At 61.5% G+C, this 16,210-nt stretch carries 13 protein-coding genes; 6 read left to right on the top strand and 7 right to left on the bottom strand.

What is annotated here, in order from left to right:
- The first annotated feature begins 407 nt into the window (after positions 1-407).
- Positions 408-2,300: a penicillin-binding protein 2 gene (gene mrdA / locus AOA62_RS25120; protein WP_099550099.1), complete on the top strand. Its 1,893-nt coding sequence runs from the start codon at positions 408-410 to the stop codon at positions 2,298-2,300.
- On the opposite strand, the gene AOA62_RS25115 is transcribed toward mrdA, so the two are convergent.
- Entirely contained in the window at positions 2,301-2,702 is a 402-nt protein-coding gene (locus AOA62_RS25115; RefSeq protein ID WP_017135350.1) for a GFA family protein, read from the bottom strand.
- 100 nt (positions 2,703-2,802) lie between these two features.
- On the opposite strand from AOA62_RS25115, the gene AOA62_RS25110 reads away from it, so the two are divergent.
- The gene (locus tag AOA62_RS25110; protein WP_099550098.1) at positions 2,803-3,270 is read left to right on the top strand and encodes an SRPBCC family protein; all 468 of its coding nucleotides are present in this window, start codon (positions 2,803-2,805) and stop codon (positions 3,268-3,270) included.
- A gap of 44 nt (positions 3,271-3,314) precedes the next feature.
- Here the strand turns inward: AOA62_RS25110 and AOA62_RS25105 are convergent, their stop codons facing one another.
- Positions 3,315-5,537 (bottom strand): TonB-dependent siderophore receptor, encoded by a 2,223-nt coding sequence (locus AOA62_RS25105; RefSeq protein WP_099550097.1) that lies wholly within the window; start codon positions 5,535-5,537, stop codon positions 3,315-3,317.
- A 282-nt stretch (positions 5,538-5,819) separates the two neighbouring features.
- On the opposite strand from AOA62_RS25105, the gene AOA62_RS25100 reads away from it, so the two are divergent.
- The 4 genes from AOA62_RS25100 (at position 5,820) to AOA62_RS25085 (ending at position 10,214) form a co-directional block, all read left to right on the top strand.
- Positions 5,820-8,177: a DNA polymerase II gene (locus tag AOA62_RS25100; protein WP_099550096.1), complete on the top strand. Its 2,358-nt coding sequence runs from the start codon at positions 5,820-5,822 to the stop codon at positions 8,175-8,177.
- 72 nt (positions 8,178-8,249) lie between these two features.
- On the top strand, positions 8,250-8,828 hold the full coding sequence (locus AOA62_RS25095) for a GNAT family N-acetyltransferase (RefSeq protein WP_099550095.1): 579 nt from the start codon (positions 8,250-8,252) through the stop codon (positions 8,826-8,828).
- Between the two features lie 13 nt (positions 8,829-8,841).
- A complete protein-coding gene (locus AOA62_RS25090) occupies positions 8,842-9,462 on the top strand; it encodes a glutathione S-transferase family protein (RefSeq protein ID WP_017135344.1) in 621 nt (206 codons plus the stop codon).
- Between the two features lie 176 nt (positions 9,463-9,638).
- Entirely contained in the window at positions 9,639-10,214 is a 576-nt protein-coding gene (locus AOA62_RS25085; RefSeq protein WP_099550094.1) for a DUF4174 domain-containing protein, read from the top strand.
- A gap of 59 nt (positions 10,215-10,273) precedes the next feature.
- Here AOA62_RS25085 and AOA62_RS25080 read toward each other — a convergent pair whose 3' ends face one another.
- The 5 genes from AOA62_RS25080 to AOA62_RS25060 are packed head-to-tail and all read right to left on the bottom strand — an operon-like array spanning position 10,274 to position 16,209.
- Positions 10,274-11,680, bottom strand: coding sequence for a lipid II flippase MurJ (locus tag AOA62_RS25080; protein ID WP_017135342.1), 1,407 nt, complete (start codon positions 11,678-11,680; stop codon positions 10,274-10,276).
- On the bottom strand, positions 11,680-12,501 hold the full coding sequence (locus AOA62_RS25075; RefSeq protein WP_017135341.1) for an acyltransferase: 822 nt from the start codon (positions 12,499-12,501) through the stop codon (positions 11,680-11,682). The genes AOA62_RS25080 and AOA62_RS25075 overlap by 1 nt, the downstream gene beginning before the upstream one ends.
- Positions 12,498-13,901, bottom strand: a complete 1,404-nt coding sequence (locus AOA62_RS25070; RefSeq protein WP_017135340.1) for an O-antigen ligase — start codon at positions 13,899-13,901, stop codon at positions 12,498-12,500. Before AOA62_RS25070 ends, AOA62_RS25075 begins: the two co-directional genes overlap by 4 nt.
- Positions 13,901-15,004, bottom strand: a complete 1,104-nt coding sequence (locus AOA62_RS25065) for a glycosyltransferase family 1 protein (protein ID WP_099550093.1) — start codon at positions 15,002-15,004, stop codon at positions 13,901-13,903. The genes AOA62_RS25070 and AOA62_RS25065 overlap by 1 nt, the downstream gene beginning before the upstream one ends.
- A complete protein-coding gene (locus tag AOA62_RS25060) occupies positions 14,995-16,209 on the bottom strand; it encodes a glycosyltransferase family 4 protein (protein WP_017135338.1) in 1,215 nt (404 codons plus the stop codon). The genes AOA62_RS25065 and AOA62_RS25060 overlap by 10 nt, the downstream gene beginning before the upstream one ends.
- Position 16,210: the final 1 nt, after the last annotated feature.

The following is a 16,210-nucleotide window of genomic DNA, read 5'->3' as shown; positions in this document are numbered from 1 at the left end:
ACGATGCATCGCCGATGGTAGTGTGGGGTTTCCCCATGTGAGAGTAGGTCATCGTCAAGATTAAATTCCGAAACCCCATTTGCGAAAGCAGATGGGGTTTTGTTTTGGGCGGTCGAAAAGCGCCAACTTCAAAACCTCTACGCCTTGATCAGCTCAATCGGCATCATCCCGATCGCCATTCTCACACGCGTCCTGCACAAAGCTGGAGGGTCATGTAATTGATCGCACTTGCGTGATTAAGGCCTTTTGCAGCCAAAATCGGTCCGTGTCTGACAAAACAGCATGCCGTTGGGGAAATCGATGCAAAGTGTTTCTGCATTTTTGGTATGGTGCAGCACATTTTCACAAGGATTGATCTTTCAACCGCAGGACGCGGCGTCGAACTTCTTCAACGAGATGCTGTAGAAATGCCTGAACCGATACCGATCAAGGATCACGAAAAAGAAAACCGCCTGGTCAACAAGCGCTTGCTCGCCTGCGCACTCTTGGTGATTGGTATTACCTGCGCCCTGGTCGGGCGCATGTATTTCCTGCAGGTGGTGCAGTACGACTATCACTCGACGATTTCCGAGAACAACCGGGTCCACGTACTGCCGATCACGCCGACGCGCGGGCTGATTTATGACCGCAACGGCGTGGTGCTGGCCGACAACCGTCCCAGCTACAACCTGACCATCACTCGCGAGCGCACCACCGACCTCAAGGGCGAGCTGGACGCTATCGTCAGCCTGTTGCACTTACCCGCGGAAGACCGAGCAGTATTCGACAAGGCATTGAAACAAGCCCGCCATCCTTTTGTGCCGGTAACGCTGTTCTACGAATTGACCGAAGAGCAGATTGCCTTGCTGGCCGTTAACGAGTTCCGCTTGCCGGGCGTCGATGTTGAACCTCAGTTCGTGCGGCATTACCCGTTGGGCGCGCATTTTGCCCACTCGATTGGCTACGTTGGCCGAATCAACGAGAAAGAATCCAAGGCCCTCGACTCGGTGGAATACCGCGGTACCCAGTCCATCGGCAAGACCGGTATCGAGCGTTTCTACGAGTCCGAGCTGCACGGCCATGTCGGCTATGAAGAGGTCGAGACCAATGCCCAGGGCCGCGTGTTGCGCGTGCTCAAGCATACCGACCCGATCCCCGGCAAAAACATCGTGCTGAGCCTCGACGTCAAGCTCCAGGAAGCCGCGGAAGAGGCCTTGGGCGATCGCCGTGGTTCGGTGGTGGCCCTCGACCCGCAGACCGGCGAAGTGCTGGCCATGGTGAGTAAGCCGAGCTTTGACCCGAATCTGTTCGTCACCGGCATCAGTTTCAAGGAATATGCCGCGCTGCACGACTCCATCGACCGACCGCTGTTTAACCGCGTGCTACGCGGGCTTTACGCGCCCGGCTCGACCATCAAGCCGGAAGTGGCTATCGCCGGCCTCGACAGTGGCGTGGTGACCGCGCAAACCCGAGTGTTCGACCCCGGTTATTACCAACTGCCCGATTTTGACCACAAATACCGCAACTGGAACCACAGCGGTGACGGCTGGGTGGACATGGATGCGGCGATCATGCGCTCCAACGACACCTACTTTTACGACTTGGCCCACAAGCTGGGTATTGATCGCCTGCACGACTACCTGGCCGAGTTCGGCCTCGGTCAGAAAGTCTCTCTCGACATGTTCGAAGAATCAGCTGGCCTGATGCCTTCCCAGGCCTGGAAGCGTGCAACCCGTCGCCAGCCCTGGTTCCCGGGCGAAACCGTGATCCTCGGCATTGGCCAGGGCTATATGCAGGTCACGCCATTGCAGTTGGCCCAGGCCACCGCGTTGATCGCCAACAAAGGTGTGTGGAACCGTCCGCACTTGGCCAAGACCATCAATGGCGTGCCGCCGGTGGACGAGAACCCAATGCCTAACGTAGTGCTCAAGGATCCGCGTGATTGGGAGCAGGTCAACCACGGCATGCAGCTGGTGATGCATGACCCTCGCGGTATCGCCCGTGCAGCAGCGGCCGGTGCTCAGTACCGGATCGCCGGCAAGAGTGGTACTGCGCAGGTGGTGGCGATCAAGCAGGGTGAGCGCTATGACCGCAACAAGACGCTGGAACGGCATCGCGACAACGCCTTGTTCGTCGGTTTTGCGCCGGCCGAACATCCGAAAATCGTGATCTCGGTGATGATCGAAAACGGCGAGGCCGGTGGCCGCGTGGCGGGCCCAGTGGTGCGGCAGATCATGGACGCCTGGCTGCTTGACCAGGAAGGCCATCTCAAGCCGCAATATGCGACGCCGGCCAAGGCGCCCGGTGACCCGCACGTCTAGTCAAACCTTCCACTCATCCCAGTGCTCTACGCCTGCGTAAGCAAGCCAGGGCACATCATGGGCCGTCCAGATGTGCGAGGTGGGCCGCACGCCAGGGTCATCATCCAGCGTCGCCACCCGCACAATCACATGGGGCTGATGCCCACGCTCAGCCATCAGGTGTGACCCGCAGCGCGAACAGAAATGCCTGAGCTTGCCCGGTGAAGATTCAAACGACGACAGCAGCGCCTCACCCTGCATCCAGCGAAAGTGCTCGCGCATCACTCCGGCGGTGGCCACGAATGCGGCTGCATGCACCTTGCGGCAACTGTCGCAATGGCAGTGGCTGATGGGCATGTCCAAGCTGTCGATTTGATAGCGCACGGCTTTGCAGAAGCAACTTCCATTCAGCGGGTCAGTCATACACGTATTGCCTGATTAAGGACGGGGACAATCATCATTGCTTACAACCTGAGGTTGCGCATTGTTTGTTGTCGCCTACTTTCAATGGAGGAGGTGACTTATGCACGTGTTAGATCGCATCGAACGAAAAGTCCTGCTCAACGTACCGCGCAAGCAGATCTGGGAAGCGCTCACCAAAGCCGAGCAATTTGGCGAGTGGTTTGGCATCGCCCTCAAGGGTAAAACCTTTACCGCTGGAACAACCATCGAGGCGCCGATCACCTACCCAGGCTATGAACATGTGGTGTGGAAGGCCGAAATCGTGCGCATCCTGCCCCAAACCCTGTTCTCATTCAGATGGCACCCTTACGCTGTCGAGAAGGGCGTCGACTACGACCACGAAACACCGACCCTGGTAGAGTTCACCCTCGAAGACCGCGCGCCGGGCATCCTGCTGCGGGTGGTCGAATCCGGTTTTGACGCAGTGCCCGAACCCCGTCGCCAAAAAGCCTTCAGGATGAATTCCCGAGGCTGGGACGAGCAAATGGGTAACATCGAAAATTATCTGAACCAGGCCCACCGCGCCTGAGCCAGCGATGCGCAAATCCGCTGACTCATGTGGTTACAACGCGTTTAGAAATCCACCGTCGCCGAGAACTTGGCGACGCGCGGATCACCTTGGGTCAGATAACCGCCCAGCGCCGATTCCCAGTATTTAGTATTCGCCACGTTCTCCACCGTGGCACCCAGGCTCACATCACGCTGGGCCACCTTGAAGTTGTAGCGGGCGCCCACATCGAAGCGATTCCAGGCCGGCAGGCTGAGGTTGTTCGCCGCATCGGCGTACTGGCCGCCGGTACGCAGCATACGGCCGTTGACGCTCACGCCTTGCAGACCCGGCACATCCCAATCCACGCCGGCATTAAGTTGGAAGGACGGCACGCCAATGGCGCGGTTGCCGTCGTTGGCGCCGTTTGCCGTGCCGTTGACTTCGGTGTGGATGATGGTCGCGCCGCCCAGCAGGCGCAAGCCGCTGACGGGTTCGCCGAAGACGTTCAGCTCTACACCTTTGTTGACTTGCTCGCCTTCGAAGACAAAGGTCGCGGTGCCGTCTGCATTCAGTTGGGAAAAACCCTGGGTCGGCTGTTCGATTCGGTACACACCCAGCGTTGCGCCGTAGGCGCCCATGTCGAGCTTGACGCCAGCCTCGGTCTGTTTCGAGCGCGCGGGTGCAAAGGTCTGGTTGGCGTTGGTTACGATGGCGCTGCTGAAGGTGGAGGGAGCCGTCGGCCCTGACGCCAGGCCTTCGATGTGGTTGGCGTAGAGAGACACATGCTCCCATGGCTTGAACACCAGGCCATACACCGGCGTGGTGATGCCCTTGGCGTAGTTCGCGGTGCGTGTGCCGGTGCCGTAGGCGTAGCCCTGAACCACCAGCTCCTGGCGGCGCAGGCCGGCGGTGAACAGCAAACGGTCATCCATAAAGCCGAAAGTGTCCGACACCGCCGCGCTGCGGGCGAAGGTCTTGGCGGTGATGCCGGGGTCGTTCAGGTCGCTGCCGGAGGTGAAGTCGCCTTTGGCTGGAGCGGTCACATCGGCCGGGCTGTAAATATTGGTCGGCTGGCTGCCGGAGGCAAAGTCAAAGGCGTTGCGGGTCTGGGTCCAGATGCCGGTCAAGCCGAGGTTCAATTTGTGGCTGACAGCACCGGTCTGGAACTTGCCGTTCAGGCCGGCCATCAGGCTGGTGTTGTCTTCCTGATGCGCAATGTTCGAGCCGCTGACTGTGGCATTGCCCAGTGTGTCCCTCAAGGTCACCGACGAATAGCGGCCCAGCTCGTTGGTGTGCTTGGCGCCCCCGGCGATGTAGGCGGTCCAGTTATCGTTGAGGTCATACTCGCCGCGCAACATGCCGAAGGTGTCTTCCAGGCTGGTGGTGCCCCAGTTCGGCGCGTAGTTGGTGTCGGCCGACGGCGCATTCGGGATATGGGTCAGCCCGCTGCCAAGCAACACCGTGTTGCGTCCGCCATTGACCTGCTGCTTCTGATAAACAAAGTCGCCTGACACCCGCAGGGCATCGCCGCGATAGTCCAGGCCGACCGAAAACAGCTTCGAACGCTGGCTTTCGTCGTCGATGGCGGTGTCGCCTTCGCGCTGGGAAATATTCACCCGCGCGCCAAAACGGTTGTCTTCGCCGAAGCGCTGGCCGATGTCCAGGTGTTCACCCACCCGGCCGTCACTGCTGATGTCGGTGCTCAAACGGCGCAAAGGCACATCATCAGCGCGCTTGGGTTGCAGGTTAACGCCGCCGCCGATGCCGGAGCCGCTGGGTGTGACGCCGTTGATAAAGGCGTTGGGGCCTTTGAACACTTCAACCCGTTCCAGGGCGTCGGTGGACATGATCTGGCGCGGCAGGATGCCGTACAAACCGTTGAACGAAATATCGTCGCCGTTGAGCGGCAGGCCACGAATCACAAAGGCTTGAGCCTGGTTCGCATAGCCCGATGCCTGGCGCACGGACGAGTCATTGAGCAACACATCGCCGACGGTTTGCGCATGCTGCTCGCGGATCAACTTCTCGGTGTAGGAGGACATGCTGAACGGCGCGTCCATGATGTCCTGGTTGCCCAGCACACCTAATTGGCCGCCGCGCGCGACCTGGCCGCCAGCGTAAACCGGCGGCAATGCATTCGGTGCAGGTGCGTCGGCGCTGATGTTGGTTGCACCCAATTCCAGTGTGTTGCCGTCTGGACGGTTGTTAGTTTCTGGGGCTGCCGCGTGAGCGGCAAGGCTCAGTGAGCAGCAAAGGGCAAGCAGGGCAGGGCGAAACGGTACAGAAATTTGGTTGCAGGTGGGCATGGTCGATCCGGACGGCGAACCGTCAATGTGAGGAAAAGGGCAACAACGTTGCGCTTCCTCACTGCGCGGATACGACTCCGGTGCGAATGATAGTAATTGTCATTAATATTTCGAGACAAGTTTGTGAAATTGTTGTCCGCGCGAGCGCGTCTTCAGCCGTCTGGGCAAGAGCGATGGACCAGGCGCTGAGTACAAACGCAAAGGTAAATGCCATCGCCCATCGCGTTTGCCCGGATGCCGAGTAGAATCACGCCCTGAAAGCGATTCCTGAGGTGCGGTACGGTGGATTTACAGCAGGGTTTTGTCCTGACCCGGCATTGGCGCGACACGGCGGCGGGCACGGAGGTCAGTTTCTGGCTGGCCACCGACCAAGGCCCACGGTGCGTGCGCCTACCCGTGCAAACCTCGGTGATGTTTATTCCGCAAGCCCATCGCAAGCCGCTCGACTGGCTACTCAAGGGCGAGCGCGAGATTGAACTGCGCCCGTTGCAATTGTGCGACTTCCATCATCGCCCTGTCCTTGGTCTCTACACCCGCCAGCACCGCCAGTTGATGGACCTGGAAAAGCGCCTGCGCGCCGCCGGTGTCGACGTCTACGAAGCCGACGTGCGCCCGCCCGAGCGTTACATGATGGAACGCTTCATCACCGCGCCCGTGTGGTTTGGCGGCACACCGGATGCCAGCGGCACCTTGCTTGAGGCGCAGATGAAACCCGCGCCGGACTACCGCCCGCCGCTCAAACTGGTGTCCCTGGACATCGAGACCACCGCCCAAGGCGACCTGTATTCCATTGCCCTGGAAGGCTGCGGCGAGCGCCAGGTGTACATGCTCGGCCCGCCAAACAAAGCCGATGCGGTGGACTTCAAACTCGACTACTGCGATACCCGCGCCCAACTGCTCGAGTGCCTCAACCAATGGCTGGCTACCCACGACCCCGATGCCATCATCGGCTGGAACCTGGTGCAGTTCGACCTGCGCGTGCTCCACGAACATGCCCAGCGCCTCAACGTGCCGCTGTTGCTCGGGCGTGGCGGCGAGGCGATGGCCTGGCGTGAACATGGCAGCCGCAACCACTACTTCGCCGCTGCCGCCGGGCGGCTGATCATCGATGGCATCGAAGCCTTGCGTTCGGCCACCTGGAGTTTCGAATCCTTCAGCCTGGAAAACGTCGCGCAAACCCTGCTCGGCGAAGGCAAGGACATCTCCACGCCGTACCAGCGCATGGACGAAATCAACCGCATGTTCGCCGAGGACAAGCCCGCATTGGCGCGCTACAACCTCAAGGACTGCGAGCTGGTCACGCGGATTTTCGCCAAGACCGAACTGCTCAAGTTCCTGCTCGAACGCGCCAGCGTCACCGGGCTGCCGGCCGACCGTAATGGCGGCTCCGTGGCGGCGTTCACGCACCTGTATATGCCGCTGATGCACCGCCAGGGCTTCGTCGCGCCGAACCTGGGCGACAAACCGCCCCAGGCCAGCCCCGGCGGGTTCGTGATGGACTCGCGTCCCGGCCTCTATGAATCGGTGCTGGTGCTCGATTACAAAAGCCTTTACCCGTCGATCATCCGCAGTTTTCTCATCGACCCGGTAGGCCTGATCGAAGGCCTCAAATATCCCGAGGACAGCGAATCGGTAGAGGGCTTTCGCGGTGCGCGTTTTTCCCGCACCCGGCATTGCCTGCCCTCGATTGTCGCGCGGGTTTCCGAAGGCCGCGAAGTGGCCAAGCGTGAACACAACGCGCCGTTGTCCCAAGCCCTTAAAATCATCATGAACGCGTTTTACGGCGTGCTTGGCTCCAGCGGTTGCCGCTTCTTCGACACGCGGCTGGCGTCCTCGATCACGATGCGTGGGCACCAGATCATGCGCCAGACCCGCGAGCTGGTCGAAGCCAAGGGTTATGATGTGATCTACGGCGACACCGACTCCACCTTCGTCTGGCTCGGCAGCGCGCATGCTGCGGAGGACGCCAGCCGCATCGGTCGGGAACTGGTGCAGCACGTCAACGAGTGGTGGCGCGCGCATCTGCACAACGAATTCGGCCTGCAAAGCGCCCTGGAACTGCAATACGAAACCCACTTCAGCCGCTTCCTCATGCCGACCATCCGCGGCGCTGAGGAGGGCAGCAAAAAGCGCTACGCCGGCTTGGTTGTACGCGCCGACGGCAGCGAAGAAATGGTCTACAAAGGCCTGGAAACCGTGCGCAGCGACTGGTCGCCGCTGGCCCGGCAATTCCAGCAGGAACTCTATCAGCGCATCTTCCATCGCCAGCCGTATCAAGACTACGTTCGCGACTATGTGCGGCGTACCTTGAGCGGCGAACTCGACGACTTGCTGATCTACCGCAAACGCCTGCGCCGCCCACTCGACGATTACGAGCGCAACGTGCCGCCGCATGTGCGCGCCGCACGCCTGGCGGATGAATATAACGACCGTCTGGGGCGCCCGCGCCAGTATCAGCGCGGCGGCTGGATCAGCTATGTGATCACGGTCAACGGCCCGCAGCCGCTGGAAGTACGCCAGGCGCCGATCGACTACGACCACTACGTCACCCGGCAATTGCAGCCGGTGGCCGATGCGATCCTGCCGTTCGTAAATGATGATTTCGGCACGCTGGTCGGCGGGCAAATGGGCTTGTTTTAAAACGCTTGCCTGTACGTGGGGCGAGCCTGCACTCTTGGCCGCTGACGACCACTCTCAGACGGCGCAGCTTCCATGACTCAGATCACGTTGACCGGCAGCACGGTCGAACTCCAGCCCCTGCAACGCGAACACAAAACCGCCTTGCTTGAAGCGGCCGCCGACGGCCAATTGTGGAACCTCAAGGTCACCAACGTGCCAGGTCCGGACACCATCGACACCTACATCGACACGGCCTTGGCCGGCCGCGACGCGGGCAGCGTGATCCCCTTCACCCTGGTGCGCGCAGGCACTGGCCAGGTGGTGGGCAGCACGCGGTTCTGGAAGGTCGATCGGGCCAATCGCAAGCTGGAAATCGGTCACACCTGGCTGGCCGAGTCCACGCAAAAAACCGGCATCAACACCGAAGCCAAGCTCTTGCTGCTGACCTACGCTTTTGAAGTGCTCGACTGTGTGCGGGTGCAGTTCACTACCGATGAACTCAACGAAAAATCCCGTGCCGCGATCCTGCGCCTTGGCGCCGTGCAAGAGGGCATTGTGCGCCACGAGCGCATCATGCCCGATGGGCGCAAGCGCAATTCGGTGCGGTTCAGCATCATCGATTCGGAATGGCTGCAGGTGAAGGCCAGCTTGCAGGCCAAACTGCAGCGATAAGGAGACAACCCCCATGTACACGCTCTACGGCATCGACGAATCCGGCTCCTGCATGATCGAAATCGCCCTGCAGCGTTGCGCGGTGGCATGGCGGCGCATCGACGCCAGCTCCTGGGAAGACGGCGAAGGCAGCGACGCCCTGGCCCGCATCAACCCACTCAAACAAATCCCCACGTTGGTGACGCCCGAGGGCCAGGTGCTGACCGAAAGCGCCGCGATCCTGATCCACCTGGGCCTGGAGTTTCCCGCCTCCGAGCTGCTCGCCGGCAACCGTGCGCAGATCCTGCGCGGGCTGGTATACATCGCCGCCAATTGCTATTCGGCGGTCGGCATCATCGACTACCCGCAACGCTGGCTCGGTAATGTGGATGACGCCGCACAGGCGCAATTGATCAGCGGCACGCGCCGTTACCTGCACCAGGCCTGGGTGGTGTTTGCCGAGCAGTTTGCCGACCAGTTGTTCGCCCCCGGCAATGTGCCGAACGCGCTGGGCATTATGGCGGCCGCGGTGTCGCGTTGGGACGCGGCGCGGGAGGTGTTGAACAACCTCGCGCCAGGCTTTGCCCAGACGCTGGCGCGGGTGGATGCAGACCCGGTGGTGGCGCCGGTATTTGCGCGGCATTGGCCGCAATAGAACGCCTCGTAATGGTTCCGCAATCTGAAGAAACAATGACTGATAACCCCATTCGAGCCCTTGCGTGGCAGGCTTACTGACCTACGCTTCTTAACGAGGTGTAGGAATCATCCTTGAAATTGACTGTCGCAGACATGAAACTCAAGAACCCTGCATGGAATTCAAAGGAGGTGCGCATGCTCATCCGGTCGCTGACCCTGGCTACCTTGATGGCTTTTACGGGGCCGCTGTTGGCCGCTGATGATATCAACCCGCTCAAGCAGGACTTGGGCAAGGCTCGGCCGCTGGTGGTGGTGGAGCTCGATTCCGGCAACGACACTTTGGCGACCCTCAAGAAACAATTGGATGAGCCTGCTACCAAGCAGTCCTTTGAAGAGCGCAGCATGGTGTTCTACACCGTGAAGTTCGGCAGCATCGGTGCTGAAGGCGAAAAATTCGCCAAGGACCCCAAGGACAACAAGAAGCTCACGCCACCTGAAACCAACGCGCTGATCCGTGCCCTCAAGCTCGGCGCCGGCAGCGGTACAAAGGTGATCCTGATCGGCAAGGATGGCGAGAAGAAACTGGAGAAGACCGTACCGCCGGATCCCCTCGACCTGAAGGTGTTCTTCAGCACTATCGACCAGATGCCGATGGCCGAGAAAGAAGCGGCTGCTCCGGTTGTGCCAGAACCTGCGCCTGCGCCTGGCAAGAACGCTACCAAAGCGGATAAGGCAGCCAAGCCGGCTGCGCCTCAACAGCTGGATGACTGAGTCCGTGCAGGAGCTGGCTTACCAGCTCCTGCGCAGGCCGTTGCGGTGGTGGTTCCAGTTCACTGTTTCCACGGCTTGAACCACCCAGCCAACCCTCCCAATACCAGGGCTGCCGTCACGGTACTCAAGCCCAGTTGCCAGCCATCGTTTTGCAGTGGATGCAAGATGACGGCTGCAAAACCCAGTAATACCGCACTCAGCCCCCATTGCAGCGGCCAGCCCAGTTGGCCAAGCAATTGCTGGCGTTGCATCAGCAGCAGGTTGGTGACGATAACCCCGCCCAATGCCGCCAAGGCGATACCCGGTAAACCCAGAAAGTACGGCAGCAGCACCAACAGCAAAGCGTTGACCCCGCTGCCCAGCAATTCGCAGCGCAAGGGCAGGCGCGTGTCGCCGCTGGCATAGGCATAGCGGGCGAGCATGGCGTTCCAGGCGCCGAACACCAGTGGCGTCGCGAACCAGGCCAGCAGCGCCGGCAGTGGGCCGTCGGCGCTTTGGGTGGGCATCAGCAGATGAATCAGCACCGGGCTGGCGCCGATCAGTCCGAGGGCGGCCGGCAGGCTGAGCAGGGTCGCAGCATCCAGGCCGCGACGCAGCAGGGCCAGGCGCTGTTGGCCTTGTTCGCCGCTCATCATGCCCAGCAGCACCTGGTTGAGGCTCATCAGGGCGATCAATGGCAGGTTGATCAACTTGCGGGCAAGGTTGACCCACGTGACGGCACCTTCTCCCAGGTAACTGGCGATCAAGCGTTCGAGCAGCGCCAGCCCCTGGCTGGCGACATTGCTGGCCAACAATGGCCCGATGCGCCCCAACAGTTCGCGGCCCGCCAGCTTGTCGCCAGTGACTTGCCATGGCCGCCAGCCGAAAGACCAGACCGGCGCCAGCAGCGGCAGGCACATCAACACACTGCCGGCAAAAAAGCTCATGGCCAGTTCGCCGCTGTCGCTTGCGCTGCCACGGATAAACAGGTACAGCACCGGTGGCAGATTGAACAGTAAAGAGCCCAGGCCCGGCAGCACAAAACGTTGGCGTGCCTGCAAGGGAATACTGAACAACCCATGCATCACCAGGCCCGGCGCACAGGCCGCCAGCCAACGCAAGTTAGCGGCGGCTTCGGCATGGGCCTCGGCGTCCAGGCCGGGGCCGATCAGGCGCACCCACAGCGGCGCGCCCAGCGCCAGTACGGCAAACAGGGCCAGGCCCACGCCCAGCAGGCGTGGGGAAAGACTGGCCAGCCAGGCTTGCTGGCGTTGTGGGTCGCGTTGTTGATAAAGGGGCAGGGCAGCCGCCGCAAGCAAGCCGGCGGCCAGGGTCATGCGCAACGCTTCGGGCAAAAACACCGCCACCAGAAACCCGTCGCTGCGACTGCCCGCGCCCCAGGCCGCCACCAGCAGCCATTCGCGGGCAAAACCGGCGACCAGCCCGGCGAGGGTCGCGACGGTCAGCCAGAGCGTGCTGCCGAACATCAGTGGAACAGGGTGAACAGGCCCTTGCCACCCACCTTATAGTTCAGATCATGGCAGCGTTCGCCCATGATTTTGGCCCCGGAACCGCCAATGATTTTGTAGGGGGCCACAGCCTTGGCCACCACGGTATTGGCGCTGATCACCGAGCCATGCCCCAGGTGCGTGCCGTAGCCGATCAACGCCCGGCTGCCGATCCACACATAGTCGTCGATGTAGATCGGCCCGGAAATCGACCAGAACTCCGGAGCCTGCAAGTCATGACTGCCGGCGATGATCAGCACGTGGGAAGCGATCGCCACGTGGTTGCCGATCACCAGCCCGGCGCGGGCGTCCACCTGGCAATGCCAGGCGATCACCGTATCGTCACCGACTCTCAAGTTGTGGATGCCCAACACTTCGGTGTTACGCCACAAGCTTGTGCCCTTGCCGATCTTCGCGCCGCCCAGGCGCAGCCAGGCAATGCGCACATGGTGGCTGGGGATCTTGTTGATCAAAATGTTGTAGGCCATGTCCCAGGCGTTGCGCCAGCGATCCTTGATAGTTGCCCAGTTTTTGCCATAGCGCGGAAGTAGCTTGCCCGGCAGGTCCTGTTTCATACGACGGAACAAAAGGCGGGCCACCGGGTGCTCAAGGGCGGGTTCCAGGTCGATGGAGTTTATCCAGAAGCGCTTGTTGTCGCCTTCGCCCTCTTCAAACACCACGTCGTTGGCCAGGCACCAGTCCAGCGCCTCTTCCAGGTCCGGCAGGCTCACGCCTATTTCAGCGGCCAGTGTGGGGAGGCGGTCGCGCAAATCGGTGGAGTGAATCATCCGGTGCTTCATGGTTGGTTATCCTTTGGCGCAATAGCAGCAACAGGGGCGGTAATGGAGGGGCGCAGACGCACCTGTTGCAGGCTCATGCCCATCAACAGCCAGAACAGCGCGATCAGTACAAAGGTGAAGCTGAAATAGTGGTCGAAAATCCCCGTCAACAGCGCTGCCATCACGCCGCAGATACACCCCAGCCACAGGGCGTTGTCGGCGGTGACCTTGCGCACCTGGCCCAGGGGCCGCACTTCCCGCCACCACAACACAGTGACGGTGATAAACAACAGCATCCCCGGAATGCCGACCTTGTAGATGAAGTTCAGCCACAGGTTAGAGATGCCCAGCAGGTTGGTGCCGGGTACGGGTGGGTCTATCTTGAAGCCGATCCCCAAGGGATATGTCGACATGGCCTCGGGGAATCTTGCGTACTCGTCGAAGCGGATTTCGGTACTGGCATTGGTGGACGAGAAGATGGTCAGCAAGCGCTCCTGCAACGGCGGATAGAACATCACCAGCGCAACCCCAAACGCCACGCCGATACCGATGATGCGCCCGCTGTTAGGCACGCGCTTATAGGTCAGCCAGATCAGCACCAGCGCCAGGGCCACGATGGCGCCACGGGAAATACTCAGCAGCAGGCCGGCGCAACCCAGCACCGCCACCGCCAGGCCCAGCGCCCGGCGCCAGCCGCTGCGGGTCCAGCCGTAGAACAGCGCCAGGGGGATAAACAGCACCAGCACGCCACCCGTCAGGTTCGGGTGCACCCAGGGCGAGGCCATGCGCGTGTAGTTGGCGGAAAAAATATCCTTCACCGCTTCCGGGTGGGCGTACTTGAGGTCGGTGAGCACCTCGATCATCGACATGGCGTTGCGCGTCTTCAGAAACATGAAAATCGACAGCAACAGCATCGCCAGGTTGCCCAGCAGCAGGGCGACCACCACCTTGTCGCGGTCGGCGTCGGTGCGCAGCAGCAACGGCACGATAAACAGCAACGACAGGTTCATCAGCCAGCGTACCCAGTTCACCGGCCCGTTGCCTTCGGCATGGATGATGACCATGCCCCAGATAAACGGAATAGTGCTGAACAGCATCAGCCACATCAGCGCGCGCTCGGTCGGACGCCACAGGATCAAGCCGCGGGTCTTGCCGATAAACGATTGCCAGAACACCCCGACCCAGGTCAGCCCCAACACCGCTTCGCTGATGGTGGTGCGGATCCCCAGTTCCAACGTGGTGTAGGGAATGCTGGTGGCCAACACCGCGAAAATCAGCAAGCCCCACAGGGGAAAGCGGATCAGGGTCAAGGCCACACCCGCGCCGGCCACGACCAGCAAGGTCTTGATCGGCGACAGGGCCAACAGCAAAATGCCGAAGACCAGGCCCAGGAGCAGGCTGATGAATTTTCCTGGCAGCATTAGCGGTCCAATTCCTTGAGCAAAGTATCCAGGCGCGAGCGATAGGCCGGTTCGGCAAATTGCCGGGCCCAGGCGCGCTGCGTTTCGGCGTCTGCCGTGTTGCCTGCGGTTGCCATTTGCTGCATGACGTTCTGCAATTGCCTGGCATCGTGTGGGTCGAAGCGCGGGGCGCCGGGCGGCGCGACTTCATCCAGGGCGGAACCGCGTGCCACCGCCACCGGCGTGCCCACACTCAAGGCTTCCACCACCGGCAGGCCAAAGCCCTCGGCATAAGACGGCTGCCATAGGCAGTCGGTATGACGGTAAAGGGCTTGCAGTTGGCCGTCGGATAAACCGCTGCACCAGTGCAGGCCCGGCAGTTCGCCAAGGGCGGACGGTACATCGCTGGCGTGGCCCACCAGTACCAGGTCCGGCACCTCAGGGTTCGCCGTACGGCAGGCCTGCCATTGGCGCAGGAAAAATGCCATGTTCTTGCGCGGCTCCCGTGTGCCCACCACCAACCAGTAACGCGCCGGCAGGTTGTCTGGCTGCGGTTCTGGCGCTGCATTCAATTCGGGCACCAGGTTGCTCAACACCCGGAACTTGGCCCGGGCCCAGGGGAATACGCGGGCGGCTTCGTTGCAGGAAAACTGCGAAGGGCACCACACCCGGTCAGCCTGCCACACCGACCAGGCAATCGAGGCACCGTCGATCAAGCGATAGGCCAGGGCCTTGAGCCTGGAGCGATGGAAGTTACGCTGAGTCAGCTGAAACAGGTCATGCAGCACCAGGATATAACGGGTGCCGGCGGGTTTGCGGCACAGCGGCAAGCCCATATTGGCCGTGGCGATGTGCAGGTCGATCTGTTGCTCATGCAAGGATCTGGGCAAAAATTTTCGCTCAAACCGCAAGCGTACCTGCGGCCGTTGCAGGCCATCCAGCGGGCTGGCCCACGGTGGGCATATGGCGGTCTGGCGTTGCGGGTGGTCCAGGGGCGCCTCAGTGAACAGCAGCACCTCAGTGTTGTCCCGCGCGCGCAGGGCATCTTCCAGCGCCAGGACCTGGCGGGCGATGCCCGACGAGGGCGCAACCGTGGCGGGGCGATAGTCCAGGGCTACGCGCATGGCTGAAATTCCTTAGAGTCGATCAAGGTGTTGTAGATGTGCTCCAGTTCGTCACCGGCCACCGCCCAGTCGTGGTACTGCCGCGCATACTCGCGTGCCGCATCGGCCAGTTGCCGGGCCAGCAGCGGCTGATCGAGCAGGCGCACGATGGCGTCGGCCAGAGCCTCGGCGCTTTCGCCCGCCAGGTAATGCGCCTGTGGTTGCACCGCCAACCCGGAAACACCCTGGGCCGTGCTGACCAGCGGCAAGCCGGCGGCCATTGCCTCCAACACCTTGAGCTTGGAGCCGCCGCCATGGCGCAACGCGGCGACAAAACCGGCGCAGCGCCGTTGCAGAGCGCACAGATCAGGAACAAACCCCAGCCACTCGACACGTTCATCCGGCCAACGGTCGCGCCAGTGTTCGGGCAAGCCGTAACCGGCCACCGCCAGGCGCGCGTTCGGACACTGCAGCCAGACCCGGGGGAATATCTCCTCAAGCAACCACTGCACAGCGTCCAGGTTCGGTGCGTATTCGTAATTGCCGACAAACAACAAACGCTGGCTCTGCGCATCGGCACTGACCTGGGCGAAGGCACGGCTGTCGACGCCATTGACCACCACGCTTACCGGCGTTGCAGTCAACGGCCGCATGGCCTGGGCGTCCGCCTCGGTCACCGCAATCACATGGGCGGCGGCATCGAAGGCCTTGCGCTCCCATTGCCGGCAGCGCCATTGGTCGTACTGCACGAACGGCGCGGCCCACTTGGGGAAACGGTCATAAGTGGCGCCGCCCAGGCTTGATTCCAGGTTGTGCTCGGTCAGCACAAACTCGCGCTTGCGCTGCTGCAAGGTGCGCAGAAACGGTTGCAGGCTGTAGCTGTGTTCCACTTGAATCACGTCCCAGCGCTCGTTCAACAGTTGCGCAAATTGGGCTTGCAACGGTGCCGACAGGCCATTGACCGTGGTCAGCAACGGCCACGGTGCGAATACGCCCGCGAGCAGGGTCATCGGGTGTTTCAGTGGCCGGCGCGGCACCACGATCAGGCGCTCGAGCAAGGGTTCAAGGGCTGCGTGCGCCGCGTCATCGGCCGGTGTCTTCGATTGCGCCAGCAGCGTGATGCGATGCCCGCGCTCACTCAAGGTGCGCAGCAAATGATACTGCCGGGTCTTGCCGCCGCTGGTGGTCGGCCACGGCAGGTAGGGCACAATCCATAGGATTCTCATG

The sequence above is a fragment of the Pseudomonas sp. 2995-3 genome (assembly GCF_002742565.1).
GTDB lineage: Bacteria > Pseudomonadota > Gammaproteobacteria > Pseudomonadales > Pseudomonadaceae > Aquipseudomonas > Aquipseudomonas edaphica.
This window is presented reverse-complemented; position numbering and strand designations above follow the sequence as displayed.

Coding starts and splice junctions, on each gene's coding strand:
- mrdA (WP_099550099.1), top strand. CDS start 408: ATGCCTGAACCGATACCGATCAAGGATCACGAAAAAGAAAACCGCCTG.
- AOA62_RS25115 (WP_017135350.1), bottom strand. CDS start 2,702: ATGACTGACCCGCTGAATGGAAGTTGCTTCTGCAAAGCCGTGCGCTAT.
- AOA62_RS25110 (WP_099550098.1), top strand. CDS start 2,803: ATGCACGTGTTAGATCGCATCGAACGAAAAGTCCTGCTCAACGTACCG.
- AOA62_RS25105 (WP_099550097.1), bottom strand. CDS start 5,537: ATGCCCACCTGCAACCAAATTTCTGTACCGTTTCGCCCTGCCCTGCTT.
- AOA62_RS25095 (WP_099550095.1), top strand. CDS start 8,250: ATGACTCAGATCACGTTGACCGGCAGCACGGTCGAACTCCAGCCCCTG.
- AOA62_RS25090 (WP_017135344.1), top strand. CDS start 8,842: ATGTACACGCTCTACGGCATCGACGAATCCGGCTCCTGCATGATCGAA.
- AOA62_RS25085 (WP_099550094.1), top strand. CDS start 9,639: ATGCTCATCCGGTCGCTGACCCTGGCTACCTTGATGGCTTTTACGGGG.
- AOA62_RS25080 (WP_017135342.1), bottom strand. CDS start 11,680: ATGTTCGGCAGCACGCTCTGGCTGACCGTCGCGACCCTCGCCGGGCTG.
- AOA62_RS25075 (WP_017135341.1), bottom strand. CDS start 12,501: ATGAAGCACCGGATGATTCACTCCACCGATTTGCGCGACCGCCTCCCC.
- AOA62_RS25070 (WP_017135340.1), bottom strand. CDS start 13,901: ATGCTGCCAGGAAAATTCATCAGCCTGCTCCTGGGCCTGGTCTTCGGC.
- AOA62_RS25065 (WP_099550093.1), bottom strand. CDS start 15,004: ATGCGCGTAGCCCTGGACTATCGCCCCGCCACGGTTGCGCCCTCGTCG.
- AOA62_RS25060 (WP_017135338.1), bottom strand. CDS start 16,209: ATGAGAATCCTATGGATTGTGCCCTACCTGCCGTGGCCGACCACCAGC.